This is a genomic window from Vallitalea guaymasensis, from assembly GCF_018141425.1.
In the GTDB taxonomy this organism is placed as follows: domain Bacteria; phylum Bacillota; class Clostridia; order Lachnospirales; family Vallitaleaceae; genus Vallitalea; species Vallitalea guaymasensis.
In genome coordinates this window covers 4,980,189-5,001,314 of the sequence record NZ_CP058561.1, presented here as the reverse complement: position 1 = coordinate 5,001,314, position 21,126 = coordinate 4,980,189, and the positions used below count along the sequence as shown (strand labels likewise).

Sequence of the window (21,126 nt, the reverse complement as noted above, 5' to 3'; positions counted from 1 at the left end):
ATGTTTACAATAAAAATCTATGGATATTTATATTAATCTCCAAAAAGAATAAAACTTAATTATTTTTAGCTGATCCCCTTATTTTAATTAAATAAAAGGGCAGTCTTACCATAGATAAATTCTAGGTAAGATGCCCTTTGCCTTGTTACATCAATAATTCAATTATAGCCTAGTTACTTTTATTGATTTCTGGAAAATCTTCCTTTAATCCTATATTACAGAAATCAATGTCTTCATAACCTAGTTTATAAGCTGGAGAGTTTGGTGAAAGTCTGAAATCTTTATTATTGATATCTCTAAATTGTGGATTACCAATTATTGAATGAGAATCAAATTTATCATCAAACATTCCTATCCATTTTTCCAGACTGTAAGTTTCCCATTTTATACTCTCAACACCACCTAATTCTTTGTTACCACTCTGTACATCTCTTATTTCATTCAATATTCCATATCTGCCTTGTGTACTGTAGAAAAGGTTATAGTCACATTTGGAAAATCTCTTGTCATCCCAGTTTTGGAAATAATATATATCTCCAGATTCAAAAATTATATTCCGTTCAATCTCAATATCAACATTAGGATATACCATTTCAAAAGTACCTATAGCTGCTCTAAAGACATTGTTATTTATTATAACGTTATTGATAATCCTATCATTCAAGCCTTTTGCATATATGGCATATAGAAGTTTACCATTACCTTTTTTCTGAAGTCCTTCAATAATATTATTCTCTACAAGACAGAAATCAGCCCGGTCATCAAGATATATCCCAAACCCAAAAGAAAAATTAACATTACTATCATGAATGTAATTATTTCTTATAATGTTCCTAGAGCCTCCACCCCACATTTCAATGACACCTGTATCTTGTGAATCAGTGTTAGCATGTGCTAGATCATTATACTCAATAATATTTTTGACATTATATCCTGAATATAATGTATTATCTTTTGTCTCATATGAATTACTTAACTCGTCTTCAAGTATTGATATTGATTTCAGGCTGATTGAATATCTTGGTGTGTTTCTTATTCTATTATGAGCGATTGTATTTTCTCCACTTTGATATAATTGTATCCCTGCACCATGTCCAACATTTTTTCCAGTATCACTAATATCATTGTTGACAATCTGATTATTTCTGCTGACAAAATATTCAGGCTTTCTAATACCTTCTATGTATACACCAGTTTCACCGATATCATTGAACTTATTTCCATAAATCAAATTCTTTTGAGCATAACCCTTTAAATAAATACCATGAGAACCAGTATTACATATTCTGCAATACTTAATTTCGATATTTTCTCCATTCTCAATGCATATGGTTCCATCATTATTGAAACTATCTGAAGTTACTACTTTAGTAAGCTGTTCTTTTCTGTCAGTATACCTGATTTCAATATTTTGCAAACTAATATTCTTTACTGTTTTATCAATGGATTCGCCTTGAAAACTTATGATTTCATTCATAACCGGTATGACAATATTTTGTTCTTCTATAGGTGCAGTATAGGGATAATAATATAATCTGCCCTCTTTCTTATCATAATAAAACTCTCCTGGTTCACTTAGCAGATCCAATGCTCCTTGGATATAATATCTTGAACCAGTTCCAAGTTCATATGAAGCAGCTTCTTGTAATTTGATAATTCTATTCTTTTCGTCTATAGAAGAAATATTAATTGTATTGGTAAACCAATTCCAATCTCCTTCCATACCACCTGGCCATATATATACCTGTAGATCATCTTTATCAAGGATTGTAGGCAAATCCTGTTTCCCATATTGAAAACTCTCCATAGGAGCATCTTCCCACATGATGGCATTATTATATCCATTCTTCGGATATCTAGCATATATACATCTTCTACCATTTTCAAATAGAGAATATGGACAAATATCTTTTCCTATTTCTGCAACATAAATATTGCCTTTGTAGTGCTGCCAATTACTAACCAACCTTCCCCCACTTAGAACTGGTTTCTCTTCATCATAGTTTTTATATATTATTCTATAATCTTCTGTACCTGAATCTAATTCGTTATAAATAAGGGTTTCATCAAGATAGTAATTACCTCCTCTAATGTTAATGATGACATCTGAATTAAGACCATCTTCAATTAATTGTCTAACAGAATCCTTCGCTGCCTTGATTGTTCGAAATGGACCTTCATCATCCCCAGAAAATACAGGTCTACTTCCATCCCATGAATCATTACCATCACAAGAAACATAATATTCATTTCTTTGACTCATTATAATATTCCTCCACTAATCTCTGAAACTCTTGATTATCTTCTCTCTAACTATAATCAAAATAATTAATATGTTAATCAATAAATCTGAATCTATCTAAATTACATACTCCATGACCACCTTTAAAGACTAGATAAACATCATGAAGCCCTATCACGCCAGATATTGATGTGCTTTGCTCTACATAAGTACCCCATGAACCTGTATCAGTCACAGTCAATGTACCTATATGCTTACCATTTATACCATCTAGTCTGATTTCAATATCACTACCTGCAAAAACAGGGTCAACAGCCACATTGGCGATAAAATGACTCATTGAAGATATACCAAAATCTACATTATCATATCTGACCCAATCACCATCATCACATTCACCGATGCAAGTACCTCCATTTAATATACCCCGATCAGCACTATAATCCTCTGCTTCTATATAATCATCTAAACTTCTCAATGCCCTAAAATTAAACCAGTCTAAGTTGCATACACCATGCCCACCTCTAAATACCAGATAGACATCACGAACCCCTTTTGTACTTCTTACAAATATACTTTGTTGATTAAAATTGCCCCATCCACCTGTATCAGCTACTGTTAACGCACCTATTTTCTCACCATTAGCATGGTCAAGTCTAACTTCAATCTGATTACCTGCGAAAGCAGAATCAACTGCTACGTTAGCTATGAATTCCACAGCACCAGTTATTCCAAAATCAACATTATCGTAACGTATCCAATCAGAATCGTCGCAGCTTCCTATACCAGTAACATTATCCTGCACACCATCTAATGCCGAATAATCTTCTGCTTCTATTACAGAATATGCATTTCCAGTGAGCATAGGTGTACCTACTGTGATTATCTTTTCTGCTCTTGATGCTCTTCCATTATTATCCCAAACCACCAAAGTTACACGATAATAACCTGATTTATCATAGGTATAAGTATCATTTGTGGAAGTAGATGGAACGCCATCTCCAAAATCCCATAAAACATGGCTTATATTTCCGTCAGTATCATAAGAATCACTAGAAAATTGAACTTGTTGACCAACATTTCCGAAATCAGAACAATTTATTACAGCTACTGGTTTCTGATTATTGAAATTCTTTTCTGAAGGTATTCCATTGGAACTGTTATCATAAATTGAATTGTTATCAAACTCCAATGAATTATAACCTCCATAATAACCAAAAGCCTTTCCTCCATTTCCATATATATTACAATTAACAAAGCTTAATTGATCGTTATTGTAACTTTGGAATTGTACACCATCACTTGCATTTCCTCCAATATTACAATCTTCAAAATTAATATATGTATTGTTTCCATTAAACTTCACACCAACACCTGCACTTGATGGCCATAGTGAAGTACTATCCTTTAATGTTCCAATAAAATTAGTTCTATAGAAATATAGATATTTAGCATATAAGTCTTCCCCTTGAATCTGCACTCCTGCTTGATTACAATTAATAATTGTATTATATCCAAAGAAGGAATATCTCTTTTCATGATTATTAGATATTGTTATACCTATATTTTGTCCTTGGTCAACTAGATTATCTGTTAAAACACAGTCTCTTGAACCAACAAATTCTAAACCGCCAAATTTATAGATACCAGAAGTATCACTAACAGTATTTCTCCTGACAGCAACACCACTTGCACCATCAATACTGACCCAGTGGTCTACATTGTTATCTTCAACAAGTGAATTGTCACAACCTGACCATAATTCTATCCCTAGCCCTTCTGCTTTTTGACCTGAACCGGTAATAGTGTTATTCTGTATAACTAAATCACTTGAACCATTATTACATAGTATTCCTCCACGTCCTGTATTGGAAATAGTGTTATTAAGAATTTTATTTCCTGTTGAACGCCATGCAATTCTCATACCTGCTCCCCAAGTATTATCTATTCCAATATTATCAATATTACAATCTGAGATTATACTGTTACCCACACCATCTATTAAAGCAGGGTCATTATATCCTGTAAAAAAAATACCATGAGGACCAAAAGCATCAGATGTATCAGCAAAATCCCTTATTGTAATATGATGAATATTTAGATTGGTACTGTTCTCTCCATATATACCATTGTTAGCATAATGATTATTATTACCATCTATGGTTATATAACTTATTTCATTGTTTGTGTTATCTATAAGAGAAATCATACCATAATGTTGAATAGTATTTCCTTGACTATCTTTTCTTAGATACGAAGGCTCATGGGTACCTATATATTTAATAATAGTTCCTGTTTGACTTTCTCCAATAATATGTATACCACTCTTTAGTTTGATTGGACTGGATATATTATATGTACCTTCTGGCAAATACAAAGTATCACCTTCCACGGCTGCATCTATAGCTGCATTTATTGCAGCTATATCATCATTGCCATCATTTGCAGTTGCACCATATTGTGTTACATCTATGGTTTGTGCATAAACATGATTAGAGAAAAATAGAGTTGATACAATAACTAACACTGACATAACAAATTTTTTCATTTGCTCCACCATCCATATTTTATTTTTGAATCAACATAAAAATACTATTACTTGTTCTTACTCCACTCATCAATTTGTTTCTGTAATTCTTCAACAACTTCATTATAACCAGCTTTTTCAATTTTTTCTTTAGCTTCTTTTAATAAAGTATCATATTTATCTTGTTCATCTACATAAACAAATTCAATATTTCTAAACTCATCACTTACTGCAGCAACCTGTGGAAGAATATTTTTAATTGAACTAAGGTCAGCTCCAAAACCTCTCAATGGGGATACCTTTGACTCTGTATTCATTTTTTCAGTTGCTTCCCATACTCCATCATCTTGTCCTTGAACATAATATGAATTGAATACGTTTCCGAACATCCATGATGAATTAGGGAAATATTTTGAATCCTCTACAGTCTCAATTCTATTCTCTGCCACTTTTTTATAATGTTCTCCTTCAATACCAAAACAAAGCATATTATAGATTTCTTTATCTGTATTAAGTATCTCTAAGAATTTGAGTGCAGCTTCAGGATGTTTTGAATTTCTACTGATTGCATTCATGGTAGCATCTCCAGCTCTTGCAGCAATGAAAGGAATTCCTACTGGAATAACTTCGCAACCAATTTTATATTTATTTTCTGCTGCTGATTTTGTTGTTGGACTATATGGTTCCCACCATACTGCATATTTCAAATTACTCTTATCTGCTCTATCTTCTTTTTTGATTGTTGCTACATCAGGTCTTAGATAACCTTTTTTGAACCACTCACGGTATAGATCACGATAAGGCTTAAGTACTTCAATCATTTCTTCATATGTAAGCACCTTAAGTTCATCCGAACCTGATTTAATCGTTGCATTAGTACCAGGAATCCACTCTGTCACTAATTGAGTATATGCTCCATTGGCTTCAATTGGATAGAGGTCTTTTTCATTTTCTTTGATTTTTTGTAAAAATGGCTCTATCATTTTCATTTGTTCATGTATATCAGTAGTTGTCTTGAATTGTTCCAAATCCAATCCATATTTATCAGCTAAATCCTTCTGTACTGTCAAACTCCATTGAGTGAAAATAGATTGATAGTTAGGAATTGCATAGATTTCTCCTTGATATTCTGAGGCAGTCAATAAAAATTCTGGAAGTGCTTTCACTAAATCCGGTACTTCATTTTTCAACAAATCGTCAAGTGGTAAAAATGCTCCCTTAGAAACATTGTTATAAAAATTATTAGACCAGTTGGCAGTGAAACAAATATCAAATTCTTCATTTGCAGCAATAGCCATTTTAATTTGCTCATCATATGCTGCCCAATCAAGTCTTTTGAAGTCTACTTTGATATTATGTTTTTCTATTAATAATTCATTAATTTTATCCCATACTTTTTGTTCGTCTTCTTGCTTTTCACCTGGATAATACCATGAAATCTCTACAGGTTTCGTTTTTTCACCATCTTTTTCTGCATCTGTTTTTGTAGAATCTGTATTAGTCTTAACACTATCTGTTTTACTTTTACATCCACTAATTAGAGTACTTGCAAATAGAGTAACAACTAATAGTAGTATCCCATATTTTTTTAATTTTCCCATCTTAAAATCCTCCTTATATTTAATGTTAATTATTTTATATTTAAGCTAATAAGCTGAAATATCTATTATATCAAATTTTCTATCCTTTAACAGAACCAATGGTAATTCCTTTAACAAAATATTTCTGGAAGAAAGGAAAAATGAAGACCATAGGACCTGCCGCCAAGATACACATTGCCATTCTCATACTTTCCCCTGGTATCTTTAATGAATCTGCCATACCTGCTGGTGCATTCTGAGCATGATCAATCAAGAATTGTAAATCCATTAATATTCTTTGTAAAAGGTATTGAAGAGGGTACAATTGTGAATCTCTTATGTATAATAATGCAGTAAACCAATCATTCCATTTAGCCAAACATGTGAACAATGCTATAGTTGCTATTATTGGCTTAGATAATGGTATAACAATCCTAATAAATATCTTGTACTGATTAGCTCCATCAATTTTTGCAGCTTCAAATAAGGAAACTGGTATTCTTTGTAAGAATGTCCTCATTATTATAATGTCCCATGCAGACACTAATTGAGGTATAATCATAACCCATATAGTATTATCTAGGTTTAGATATTGGCTTATCAGAATATATGATGGAACTAGACCACCATTGAATAGCATAGTAAAGAAAATAAAGAACATGATTACTTTTCTACACTTGAATGCTTTTTGAGATAGTGGATATGCCGCAAGTAATTTTAAAAACACACTGATAACAGTAGCTACAACTGTTATGAAAATGGAAACCTCATACGACCTTATAAGTTCTTTTGAATTTTCAAAAACGTATTTATAGGCTGTAAAATCTATTTTATGAGGTATCAATCTATATCCATAATTCAAGATATCTTGTTCTGAAGATAATGAAACAGATATAAGCAAGATGAATGGTAATAAACAAGTAGCACTGATAATTATTAATACAGCATGAGTAATTATTTTTTGAACCACTTGTCCATTTTTTGATTGAATCATTTCTTATGCTCCTTTCATTAATTAAGGGTTTTATTATCGTATAGTCTTCCATCTAGAACATGGCACTATCTTTATCAATTTTTTTAACTATGGTATTTGCTACAATTACAAGAATGAATCCTACAAAGGATTGATATAAACCAACTGCAGATGACATACCAATGTCACCAAATTTTCTCAATGCCCTGAAAATATATGTATCTATTACATCTGTTGTTTCATATAGGAGTGATGAATTTCTTGTAATCTGATAGAACATTCCAAAATCAGCACGGAATATGTTTCCTATTGCCAATATAGTCAAAATCGTCATTACAGGTACTAGAAATGGAATAATTATCTTAGTGGTGACCTGCCATTTATTAGCACCATCAATAGCTGCTGCTTCCAAATATTCTTTGTTGATTCCCATTAGCGCTGCATAGTAGATGACACTTCCCATTCCAACGGTTTTCCAAATATTTATCAGAGGTAATATAAAAGGCCAATACTTTGGAGATGTATATACATTTACTGGTTCAAAACCCATAGAAATCAACATTTGATTAAGTACTCCATGAACTGGATTCAGTAAAGCATATGTCATGAAACCAACAACTACAAAAGATAAGAAATGTGGTAAAATCATAGTTGTCTGATAGAATTTAACAAACACCCGATTGGTCAACTGATACATTAATATGGCTACAACTACACAAACAATCAAATTAGTTATTATGAATATTATATTCATTAGAACAGTATTTCTGGTTACTCTCCACGCATCCTGAGATGAAAAGAAGAACTTGAAATTCTCAAATCCAATCCACTCACTTCCAAAAATACCTTTATCATATCTAAAATCTTTGAATGCTATTATTATCCCAACCATAGGTATATAACAGAATATGAAGATATGAATAATCACCGGTAAGGTCATACTAAAAAATTCGACTTGGCTTTTAAACTTATTTTTCTTAAACATTAATAACACCACTTTCGCTGCCTGATTTAGTTAAATTACTCTTATTATTATACTGATTCCATATGTAAAACCAATAACACTGTAATGATTTTTAGTATACCTAAAATACCTACCTGACTATGCTGTGCACTTATAATGACTTTCATATCATATATAATGACTTTATAATATATTTGATTCAACCACTTGATAATGTTCAACTGGATCTAATAAAAAAAGGGCTTTCTCTCAATACAATTTATCTATAGAGTACAATGGGATTGACTCTATTTAGTAATAAGCAAGGCTTATTACCATAATAATGTATTGCAAGACAGCCCAATATTTATTTCATAAAATATCTTCAATTCAAGGAGAATCCTATTAATCTCTATCATTCTACTTATAACTGTGCAGGTAATTTAATATGTAATGAAGTACCTACATTCTTGGTGGATTTTACAGTAATACCGTAATCATCTCCAAATATTAATTTAATTCTTCTATTTACATTGATTACTCCTATATGAGTATCTTCAATGAAATCATCTGAAGGCTTATATCTATTAATCTTTTGTTGAATACTAGGATTCATTCCAACACCATCATCAATAAGTTCTATTATAATCTGGTCTTTGATTTTGTATCCCCTTATAATAATTTTCCCTTTGCCTTCTTTTGGTTTTATACCATGATAAATTGCATTCTCAATCAATGGTTGAAGCGTGATTTTCACTATTTTATACTTCATTATTTCCTCATTGATATCCCAATGTATATCCAGTTTATCTTCATATCTAATTTGCTGAATCTCTAAATATAGTCTTGCATGTTCAACCTCTTCAGCGATACTGGTTAGAATATCATTTGTTTCTATACTGATTCTCATTAGTCTTGATAAATATGTAATCATCATAGAAACCTCATTATCACTTTTAGTCAATCCTATAGCTTTCCATTTTATTGTCTCTAAGGTATTATGTAAAAAATGAGGATTAATCTGGGATTGAAGTGCAACCATCTGTGTTTTTCTTAATAGAAGTAATCTTCGTTTCAACTCTTTTCCCAGTTTTTGATTATTATCAATATATCCTTTTATATTCTGTACAATATACTTTATTTCATTTAATTTTGATGTATCATCAACTGTTATATCATCAATGTACTCATCCGAATCTTCAATAACAGATAAGATTACTTTTACTGGTTCAAAAACATTGATAGAGATAATAAAAGATATTATTATTGCAAATACAAAAGTCAATACAATTACCATGATAATCAAGTTTCTGAAATTATCGATTTTGTCTTGGTAATGTTTCAGTGGTATTGCTAGAATATATTCAAAATCGTTATATGGAGAATGATCTACTAAAACTATCATTTTATCCTTGCCCTTTGTTAAAGAATACCTATCGTTATCCTCAAGTTTAAGGTCGTCAAAAGTTGGTAGAACATTAATATTTTTATTAGCTGAGTCCATATTGTTGTTATTGAATAGGATTCTACCACTTTTATCAGTTAGAATAATTGTTTGATTAATAGTTCCATTAGTTATTTCCATTAATCGTTCAATATTGATATTATATGCAATGGTTCCAGAACAATCTGGATAATCCAAATATACATTTTTGAATATTGTCAAATAGTTAGCATAAGAATCTTCCATCCCATTTTGCCTTGACATTCCCCAAAGATTTTTGATTTCCTTATTTTTTTCATATTCTGCACACCATTGATTATCTGCAAATAACTCAATCATTCGTCCACCATAAGGTGAAATAACATATTCATTTTTTTCAGCATATAAATATATATTATCCATATAGACATAGTTATTTACTTTGTTAATGGTATTAAATATTGAATTATTTAACGCCACAAAATTATTCAATTGATCTCTTCCAGAATAGAAAAATGTTATAACATCATCATCCACCAATATCTTGGTTGATATCTGGTACATTTCATTGAACATGTTGTTGAAAATATTAGATATCCTGTATAGCTCATTATTACTGGCTTCCTTTATTTCCTTTTGCACTCCATTATCAAAATGTTTATAAAGTATTAAATCCAAAGCACTAAGAGGTGATAATATTATGATCAAAATAATAATAAGATTCTTAAAAAATAAGCTGTTAAATCTATAACTTCTGATGTAATGCCAAAATCTTTTATTCTTCATCCTCTTCCCCACTTACCTTTATAAGCTTTTTTCTGTACTCTGATGGAGTAAGTCCTGTATTTCTTTTGAATAATTTTGAAAAATACCTGCTATTCTTATATCCTACTTTTTCACATATTTCATATGTCTTAAAATGAGGATTTTTGATTAGTTCCATTGCTTTTTCAATTCTAATTTTTATTAGATAGTCTGTGAAACTTTCTCCTTCAATCTTTTTAAATAATCTACTGAAATAAGCAGAGCTCAGAAATACTTTATCCGCTACTTGTTCTAATGAAATATCTAGATTATAATTATTATTTATATATTCTTTGGCTTGTTGAATTATCTGGGCTTGTGATGATTGCTGATACTTAGAGACTATATCCATAATATCTCTTAGAACTTGTTTACACCATGATTTTATCTCCATCATACTTTTCATGGACATTATTTTGTGATAGTCAACTTGACCGTTATTTATAGAATATAGGTCAATGCCTAACTCATGGAGATTGAAGAAAAACCTGGAAAATAGATCTGTTATGAAATTTTTCACATATGTAATATCAATATCCTCTAATTCTTTCATAACGCTATCCATTATGTTACTTACATATTCAAAATTACCTATATTCACATAAGACATCATCAACTTTTGCTGTTCCATAAGTTTTAGGTAATCACTATGTCCTATTGGCAGACCATTATTTCTATTATCGTAAGAATGTGTTTTTTTCACCAATCTATCATGCTTAGTGATATCTAAGATTGTTTTGTATACTCCACTTATGTCAATATCCATATCAACACTAAGCATAGAATTAATGGTTTTCATAATACTTTTAAGATGAATGGTTACACTTTCTTGAAATTTCTGGGTGTCATCATAATATGAGGATAATCCTATTATCTTGATTATCTCTTCTTGATTATAGATTGTATAGAATTGAATATGATTATGTTCTCCTTGAATAAAATTACTTATGGCAGCAAAGAATTGATTCTTATCGTATTTCCATTTTCCTATAGTATTCTTTTTTATAAGTACATCAATTGTACAACAATAAGTTGTATCTGGATCAATGTCCAGTTTAATTAACTGTAGTCTATCCATAATTAAGTTACGTTCTATCAACCCTCCCAATACTAGATCCGTGAAAAATTGTTGAATCAATAAAGGTCTCACTTCCTCGAATCTGCTTACTTCCTCTTCTATATTATTTAACTTTTCAAATTCTTTATCTAACTCATTTTTGATAGTTGAAAATGTCTTAGCTATTTCTTCTAATGACATTGGTTTTGTTAAATAATGCAATACTCCGTAGTCGATTGCTTTTTTAGCGTACTCGAATTCTTTGAAACCGCTAATCAATACTATTTTAGCATTACATTTATTATCATGTATATATTTTGCCAACTCCAATCCAGACACAAAAGTCATTTTGATATCTGCCAATATTATATCAACTTGTTGATTGTTTTCTATATACTTTATGACATCTTTGCCATCAGAATAAGCTCTGACTACTGTAAAACCCATGGAATTCCAATCTACCAAATTAGCCATTCCATCTCTAATTACTTTTTCATCATCTACAATAATAAGCTTGTAGTTCATACAATCCCGCCCTTTTACATTAATGGTCTAATAAGTAAGACTACTGGCAAGTTTAATCTTTTCAGTAGTCTCATTACCAAATATATAAATCTGATATTACTCATATCACATTATTTTGTTAACCTTTTTTCTTCATACATCCTGGAATCTGCAACATTCATGATTCTTTCCAGAGTTTCACCATCTATTGGATAAGTAGCAAGCCCAATACTAGGTACAACCTCAATATCAATATCTTGATGTTTGAACCTGAATAATGTCTCTGCCCTAATTATTCTAAAAGCATATTCTAAATCTTGTAATTTATCTATATTGGAAACTAAGATAAGGAATTCATCCCCACCTATTCTAAATCCTCTTTTCTTATTAATTCCAATAGCTTGGATTCTCTTTGCGAATTCAATCAAGACTAAATCGCCAACCTTATGACCATAATTATCATTTATGGCTTTGAAATGATTAATATCAATCAAAAACAGACCAATAAATTCATTATTCGCTTCTGCTTTTTTTAATATAGTTTGATAATAGTACTCCAGAAAATATCTATTGTTCAATCCCGTTAACTGATCATTCATGGCTTGATAGTTCAACTGGTACCTAGTATTGAAGATCATAAGGATAAAGGCACCAATTATTAGGCTGATTAATATACTTAACCCTCTAAAAGCCCAAATCATTGTTTTATTCTTTTGCCATCCTTGTAATGGCTCAATAACCACTTTCCATTTGTTATTAAGAATTTCAATATTAAGAACTAAACCATCTCTGTCAATTATTTCGCTGTCACCATGAAATGACTTCATGGGAAAATCCTCCATATTATATATGGCTACATTAAGTTTTGATTCTTCTGCAATTGTATCCATATATTCAAGATACTTGTCCCCATCCAAAACAATACTAGTCTGTCCCCAATAATCACCATCAATGATTATTGGTAAACGAGCTATGAACCCTACTCCTCCTTGTACTAGATTTACAGGTCCAATAAATAAGCGTCTTGATGTTACTTTCACCTTAAGTATATCATCCCTCTGACTAGGAATTGCAGTCAAATCTATACCTATAACTTTATCATTACCTTCTTTGGGATAATTCCATATAATTGTAGTATCCTCCATAATCCCAATATTTCTTATAAGTGTTTCTTTTTGTGATAATAGATCCTCTAGATATTTATTAGAATCTTCTTCAGAAATATCTGGATTGATTTTTATGTATGTCATATACCCTTCCAATAAATTGATGCTCTCATTAATGGTAGCCTCAGCTCTTGATTGATATCTAAGAAATCTTTCTAAAACTTCTAACCTCTGCCTTTGATTATCTTTATTTTCTATAGTATCAATAGCTAAAAAAAGTAATATCATAATAATTGCGCTTATGGTGACACCTATACTTATAGAGTAGAAAAAATGTTGTCTCTTGGTTTTTAGATTCAAGTATTGTCCCTCCGTATTTATCAGTCTACAAACAAGTTAAAGAGAATCATAATAATTTTGCTCTATTAAGAATAAACATCATGATCTTTATGTCGTATTATGTAGATATTATACCATAAAACGGATATTAATTCTATGTTTTAGGTTACTCCATAGCAATTTTTCATATTAGATTTAACTTCTCATCATACATATTTTGCTATTCATTTTATAATAATAAGCTAGATAATTACAAGTAAGTAATAGTTTCAATATATCTCCAATACCTCTCTTCTTCACTCACATCTTCCCAACTCAAAAAATGCTCCTCCATAAGTTCACTCCAATTACTTGGTGTATGAGTTGTATTCAATTTCCCCTTTTGAATTGCCGCTTCCTCATATGTAGGATACTCAGTATAAAAAAACAGTAGATTTTCATATATTCCAATTATCCCATATTTATCACCATCACCAGGTTTTTCTTCTTGATATTGATAATGATAATATATATACCTGCTTAATGTCTCAGGTTTTAACTGCAATATTCTCCCAACACTCTTTTCTGGCTTAGTTTTCCTTCTCCAATGTTCAACACTCACAGGACTATTATAGTGGAAGATATCAGCCATAGGCACCCAATATCTTTCTTGTCCCATTACCCCCGGTAAAATTTCTAAAAAGGATTCTACTGTTTCACCAATGAGGTCTTTGGGTTTTATGTAGTTATCTTCTATGGATTCATAATATAGAAATAAGGTCTGATGAAATCTAAATATACTGATAGTCATTATTTTTTGTTCTCTTATCATTTGGTTCAAAAAAGTTTCCCTATCCCTAATGAATTCAATAACAGGTTTTTCCATACCTTTTTTTATATGTGCTTTGAATATATGTCTTTTCATGTACTTCTTCCCCTTAATCAATCTAGTGTAAGTAAATATTTTAAACCATTCATATAATCACCATACTTGTTTTTGAAACATATATTGAATTTTATATCATTGTCTTCACTTTTACATATCATACACATTCTATTTATTCCTTTATCAAGTACTACATCATCTATTTTAATGGAATTCGTATCTTCTTCTACTATTGGATTGTCATAACTTTTACCATTAACAAAAAGTTTGAATGAACAGTTGGTATCTACATAAAGATCAGGCACAATACTGCTATCTGGCAGTTCACCATTCCCTCTCTTTTCAGGATCACGATTAATATTGGATTCAATGAATAAGGTTATAAAATAGGTCTTTCCAGTACTATTGGATATACTGATGAAACCATCTTTTTTCTCAATCCTCTTCATCCATCCGTATACCCCTTCACCTAAGTTGTTGAGCAGATAATCTTTATCACTGAAATATTTCACCATCTCATTATAATCTTGATGCTTTTCTTTAGGTAATGCCATGACTGACTGTATACCATAATCTTTTTCTTCTTTTTCATAAGTCAATATTGTTGTATCTATTTCAACTCCAAGATTAGATAATAATCTTGAATAAATACGTTTGATCTTATCATTATTATCAATCATATTTAATTGTATAACAGCTGCTTGTCCTTTACCTACATCTTGAATAATGCCATATGAATTAGTTACAAAATCAGTTTCTTCAACTATATCACCAATAGATATTTTCATGAACTCTTCATCAAATCCATTAACGAAGAACTCATGCCAAGGATTCTTTATGCTTTCAAGAAAAGGTATTCCACCCTCACTATAAATAGAATAATCACAGATTATTAAATTATTTTTATCGCCAGGAGAATAAGTGACTTTTTCATAATGGTATAGGTCATAATTAGAAATCCCCTTAGTCAACTTATTGCTAACAGGTTTTAATTGATACACAGGTCTTGCTTCAATCTCCACATCATTACCAAGAATATCTTGCAGATTATTTTTTTCATCTATTCCAACAGGAAGAATCAATAGCTTTCCACCTTGTTTAGCATACTCTGTAAGTGAATTGATTTCTTTTTCTTTTAAGCCTTTTAGATCAACAATCAATTGTGAATAATCTTCTATTCTTTCCATCGCAGATACAACTTCATATTCAACTCCTACATCAGCAAGGAATTTACAGCTTTTTGAATCATTAGAAGCTAATAGACCAGTCAAAGGTTTATCATTATCTTCAATGAATCGTCTCTTATCTGCAAAATCAATACCATATCTGATCATATTACTTAACATTAAACCTGCTTGTGGTGTCTCTTCAAACTGCTTAATTATATTAAGCTGACTAAGCATGACTCTTCCTTTTCCTACAGAATATTCAACTAGAGGTGACCACAATAATCCGCCCCATCCGAAATCTCCTTCTCCACATTCTAAAAGGATATTCAGATCACCCTGTACAGGCTTGTTAAATCCATTAGTTACTACTGGTGTATAATTAGAATCATTGACATTCTCAGACCCCCAGAATAATAGATCTTCTTGTTCTATACCATCAAAAACTGGATGTCCTTCATCATTTATGAATGCACTAAAGAATTTCTTACCAGAAAGTGTAATTTCACCTGGTACAAAACTCTCTTGTTCAAGTATCAATAGATATCCCCCATCATTTACAAAGTCTTGTAAAACAGGTTGTAGCTTCCTTACATTGTTTGTACAGTTATTGCCAATAATCAATAGGTCTAATTTATCTATATTCTCTTTTACACATTCATCAATAATCTCTACTTTTTCAACTAGCTTAGCAAGTGCTTTATACCCTTCTTCTTTTCCAAGATATCCTACTTTCTTACAGTTAATATCTAAGAGGTCTATCTTGGAAAGAGATGGATATACCTTATATTTTTCTTCCAAATGATTCATCCATCTATCATTATGATAAAGCTCCAGCTGTAAGATTAATGTTGTTTTCTCTGATACTGCTGGCAGGTCTAATATCAGTTCCCACTCCTGCTTTTCACCTACAGACTGGTTAAATATATATTCGTTATCAAATAATATATCACCATCTTTTGTAGTTAACTTATAATTCACCTTAGCTTCTACGTCATTTTCACAATCATTATATATGTTAAAACTTCTCTTGACGCTTCTATTATCATAGAATGAGTGATTATATTCATTAGGAATTATCGCCACTGGTTTAAAAGCATCCTTAAGATGTTTCCATGAGGAATTAGGATAAAACAACTGTTCTTTTTCAAAAAACCCATTACTAATAGAAGTTGTATGAGCTTTAATAACCTTTGGTCTAACTTCTTCTATGTTCATTGATTCTGGTATGATGATATCCTGTTGAGGCTGCATATGCATAGTGTAGTTAATCATGTTAAAAGGTGAAATACCTGTTACTTCTTCTCTTCTGGCATACTCAATGAAATGCTTTTCCTCTAATCCAATACTTTCAATACTCTTTTCAAAAGAAAGGTATACATCAGAACCTTTCATAGCTGTACTTACCTGTGGGGAAACATAATGCCACTTTCCATGTTCACCAAAAATAAGTGGTTTTTCTTTATCCCAATCACTTATGGTTCCATCAATATTGTAATGCATACTAACTATTTCCATATCTTCTGGATCAACTAAACGATTGTCACCATCGTAAGCTATGGGTCTTGTACAATCAAGAGCTTTTATTGTTGCAGAAAGATCCTTCATGGCTTGTTTATAACCATCTCTTCCGTCTACCCACCTCATTTCATTCTGCATACTCCATATAATGACACTTGGATGATTCTTATCTCGCTTAACCAATTTGATAAGGTGATTTTTACAGTTACTTATAAACTGTGGATGATTAGCTTGAATTCTTTTTGCTGAACCATAAATAGCGCTTTCATCTATAATAAGCATACCTTCCTCATCTGCTATATCCAAATATATCTTAGGATAAGGCATTCCATGAAGACGAACAAAATTTATTCCTGTTTCTCTACATGCTTTATACCAGTTTCTCACATACTCCTTAGTTTGTTGAACAAAACCTTGATAATGCCATGCATCTCCTCTAAGATTGATTCTTTTCCCATTAAGATATAGTTTATGTCCATCTGCCCATATTTCTCTAAATCCGAACTGAACTTCATATGTATCAATAATCCTCCCATCACAAGTAAGATCTACCTGCAGAACATATAAATGTGGATTCTCTGGAGACCAATATATTGCATCTTCCCACAATTCTTGAGTAGCAAATTCAACATTACCTAGATGAACACTATTATTACTGAGTTTCCATTCTTTGATTACTTTCTCATCTTTGTAAACTTTTGCAATAATATTCATAGTCTGATTATATTCATTTATAATATTGGCTTTTATGTCAATAGTCTTATTTCTAGTTGAAGTGCTAACAGTCACATCATCAATATACTTATTCGGTCTATATTCTAAATAAACATTCTGCCATATTCCTCTAGCCATATTTGCATACCAAGTGCCATCAGGTGATAATCTCTTAAGTCCGGTTTCTGTATTAATGGTATCATATGGTCCACACCATACTTTTATCTCATTTTCCTCACCATTAATCACATAATCCGTTATATCTATTTCAGTTGTTAAAAAACTCTCTTCTGTTTCTAGAACTTTTATATCATTAATGAAGACCATGTATTTTTGAAACACACCTTCAAATATAGCAAATACCCTATGGTCATCTTCACTATCAATTACAATCTTCCTTGAAATTATACCAGCCTGTGCTTTATTCCATTCTCTGGGATAATCAAACATATCATATGGTTGAAACTGGGCTTTTTCATTTATGACCCACCTCCAAGTTGATGGTACCATAATCTTATCTTGTCCACTATCTATCCCCTCATAATCGGGTAGAAAGAGCCATTCACCACTCAAACATTCTCTTTTTCTCATGTCATATCACTCCTTATTAAGCTATCAAACTAATTGTTATAACTAAACAATAAGTATGCATTTTGTTACTAATAACCTGCATACTTATTGTTTCATCTCTATAACAGCTAAAATCTATATCAATTATAAGCCGTATCTTCATATAAAAGAAGAATACTATTATGTTTTTTGGTACATATGATTTACTTGATTATCATAACTGTCACTTTTGATGATATTTATATCATTAATTATGCTGTCTCAATTATTGATATCAACAATCATTATTTTGTTTTAAGCCACTCATCAACTTGTTTTTGCATCTCATCTATAATTTTTTGTGAACCTGCTTTTTCTAATTTATCCAAGAATTTTGGTAAGTATTCATCAGGAACAACTGTTCCAGTATCAAGACTCAATATGAATTCATCAACTACAGTAGTACATTGTGCAATCTGCATACTTACAGGCTCTTGATTGAAGACGAATCCTAAGATAGGTGATGCTTCAGAATTCATATTAAAAGCTTGTGTATCATCAAAAGTCTGTTGGGATTGTCCTGGAAGAAGATATGCATTGAATGTATTTCCGAATATCCAATTTGTATTAGGCTTATATTTGCTATCTTCAACAATCTCAATAGAATTGTCTCCTGTTTTATTATAATGTGTTCCCTCAATACCATAACATAACATGTTATATATTTCTTTGTCACTGTTCATAAGGTCAAGAACCATCATTGCTCTTTCTGGATTCTTGGAAGTTCTACTAATTGCATTAAGAGTAGCGATAATTGAACTTGTCAATAAATATGATTCAGAAGCCTTGACATTAACATATTCCTCACCATATGATGCTGACATCTCAGCATCTGCACCTGGTTTATAGTTTCCACCCATGCCACTTGCTATTTTACCAGCTTCTATATCTCCCTTTGGATCTTGAATTGCTAGAGCATCATCACGTATATATCCTTTTTCATACCAATCATGCATTTTAGAAACAAAGCTCTTAAATTCATCAGAAGCAAATTGATTAATAACTTTATAGGAGTTGTCAGTCAAACGAACAACACCAGGGATATTACGTCCCCCAACTTCATCAAATCCATAATTAACAAGCATACGTCCCCAGTTGCTTCCGCTCTCAGCACATATAGCTGTAGGAATTATCTGTGGTTCGTTCTCTTTTATAGTCTTAAGATATACTTCCCATTTATCTAGAGTATTCAATTCTTTGTAATCAACTTTATATTTGTCAATCAAGTCTTTTTTGAACCAGAATCCATTAGTCATAGTTGATATTTGATAGTTAGGTATACCATATATTTCACCTTTTATTTTTGTAGCACCCCAGAATTTTTCTGGAATACCTTTTAAGATATTTGAACCATACTCATTCAATAGATCATCAATTGCTATAAATGCTTCTTGAGAAACATTCTTTTGATAATTGTTCATCCAATTGGCAGTAAAACAAATATCAAACTCTTCTGATGCACCAATCTTGACTTTCATCTTTTCTTCAAAGCTACCCCAATCTACAGGGTGAAAATTAACTTTTGTATTAATTTTCTCTTTTAGAAGCTTATTTATTTCTGCAAATACCACATCTTGTTCTGATTGTGGTGAACCTGGGTAATACCATGATAGTTCAACAAACTCTAACTCTTTTTCTTTCTTTGGTTCATTTTCACCAGCTGTTTGCTGATTACCATTTTCGGTATTAGATGTTTCTTTTTTATCTTTATTTCCACACCCTACCATAGTACTTGTAATCATTAAAACTGTAATCACTAATACAAAAATTCTTTTTCTCATTTTAATTCCTCCTCTTTTATTGTTTATATATATTATATCTAGTAACCAACTAACATATGGATTAACTAGATTTAATAACCTTATTCTTTAACTGCTCCAACAGTTAATCCTTTGACAAAATATTTTTGGAAGAATGGGAATAAAAACAGCATTGGTCCTGCTGCAATGATACACATTGCCATTCTAGCAGATTCGTTGGGCAGGTCACCGACTTTTACTGTAACTGCACCTGTTTGCATTTGTGTTGTCAAGAATTGTATGTTGTTCATTATTCGGTAAAGCATATATTGTAGTGGAATCAATTTTTCTTTTTCAATATACAACAAGCTTAACCACCAATCATTCCAATAATGAAGTATAATAAATAACCCTATTGTGGCAAGAGCAGGTTTTGACAACGGTAAAACTATCTTGAAGAACGTTCCAAATTCACTTGAGCCATCTATCTTAGCTGATTCAATTATTGACTTGGGTATTTTACTGAAATATGTACGAAGCAATAATATGTACCATGGTATAGCTATATAAGGTAATATCAATACCCAAATGGTATTCTGCAAATGCAGATATCTTGTGATGACTATATACCAAGGAACTAAGCCTCCATTAAAAAGAAGGGTAAAAAACACATAAAATGTTAACTTCTTTTTATAGATGAAATCTTTTCTGGATAATGGATAAGCTATCAGCGAAGTAACCAATAAACCTAATGCTCCTCCAACTGCTGTAATAGTTATTGAAACTAAATAAGAATTAAGTATTTGTTTTGGATTCTTAAATATGATACTGTATGCCCTTGTGGTTAATCCCCTAGGAATTAAACTATAACCTTTTAATGCGATATCTGTTTCATTTGATAAAGATATAGAAATAATTGCTATAATAGGGATAATGCATAAAATTGCGAAAATCATTAAAATGATATGTATAATAATCTTTGATATTAATTGTGAGCTTTTGTTCTCAATCATT

At 31.2% G+C, this 21,126-nt stretch carries 12 protein-coding genes; all 12 read right to left on the bottom strand.

The annotated features are described in order from the left end of the window. Positions 1-169: 169 nt before the first annotated feature. Positions 170-2,263, bottom strand: coding sequence for a right-handed parallel beta-helix repeat-containing protein (locus HYG85_RS21505; RefSeq protein ID WP_212691393.1), 2,094 nt, complete (start codon positions 2,261-2,263; stop codon positions 170-172). 73 nt (positions 2,264-2,336) lie between these two features. After that, positions 2,337-4,790 (bottom strand): carbohydrate-binding protein, encoded by a 2,454-nt coding sequence (locus HYG85_RS21500; RefSeq protein WP_212691392.1) that lies wholly within the window; start codon positions 4,788-4,790, stop codon positions 2,337-2,339. A gap of 47 nt (positions 4,791-4,837) precedes the next feature. Continuing rightward, a complete protein-coding gene (locus HYG85_RS21495; RefSeq protein ID WP_212691391.1) occupies positions 4,838-6,370 on the bottom strand; it encodes an extracellular solute-binding protein in 1,533 nt (510 codons plus the stop codon). Between the two features lie 79 nt (positions 6,371-6,449). Then, complete coding sequence (locus tag HYG85_RS21490) at positions 6,450-7,343, bottom strand: carbohydrate ABC transporter permease (protein ID WP_113675337.1); 894 nt, start codon at positions 7,341-7,343, stop codon at positions 6,450-6,452. A gap of 52 nt (positions 7,344-7,395) precedes the next feature. After that, positions 7,396-8,307 (bottom strand): ABC transporter permease, encoded by a 912-nt coding sequence (locus HYG85_RS21485; protein WP_212691390.1) that lies wholly within the window; start codon positions 8,305-8,307, stop codon positions 7,396-7,398. Between the two features lie 382 nt (positions 8,308-8,689). Then, entirely contained in the window at positions 8,690-10,474 is a 1,785-nt protein-coding gene (locus tag HYG85_RS21480) for a sensor histidine kinase (RefSeq protein ID WP_212691389.1), read from the bottom strand. Further along, entirely contained in the window at positions 10,464-12,074 is a 1,611-nt protein-coding gene (locus HYG85_RS21475) for a response regulator transcription factor (protein WP_212691388.1), read from the bottom strand. The genes HYG85_RS21480 and HYG85_RS21475 overlap by 11 nt, the downstream gene beginning before the upstream one ends. 110 nt (positions 12,075-12,184) lie before the next feature. Continuing rightward, entirely contained in the window at positions 12,185-13,519 is a 1,335-nt protein-coding gene (locus HYG85_RS21470) for a diguanylate cyclase domain-containing protein (protein WP_212691387.1), read from the bottom strand. A gap of 229 nt (positions 13,520-13,748) precedes the next feature. After that, positions 13,749-14,402: a hypothetical protein gene (locus tag HYG85_RS21465; protein WP_212691386.1), complete on the bottom strand. Its 654-nt coding sequence runs from the start codon at positions 14,400-14,402 to the stop codon at positions 13,749-13,751. Positions 14,403-14,419: 17 nt separating this feature from the next. Beyond that, positions 14,420-18,355: a glycoside hydrolase family 2 protein gene (locus tag HYG85_RS21460; RefSeq protein WP_212691385.1), complete on the bottom strand. Its 3,936-nt coding sequence runs from the start codon at positions 18,353-18,355 to the stop codon at positions 14,420-14,422. 263 nt (positions 18,356-18,618) lie between these two features. Further along, positions 18,619-20,154 (bottom strand): ABC transporter substrate-binding protein, encoded by a 1,536-nt coding sequence (locus HYG85_RS21455; protein ID WP_212691384.1) that lies wholly within the window; start codon positions 20,152-20,154, stop codon positions 18,619-18,621. 80 nt (positions 20,155-20,234) lie between these two features. Further along, entirely contained in the window at positions 20,235-21,125 is an 891-nt protein-coding gene (locus HYG85_RS21450) for a carbohydrate ABC transporter permease (RefSeq protein ID WP_113675343.1), read from the bottom strand. Position 21,126 lies beyond the last annotated feature (1 nt).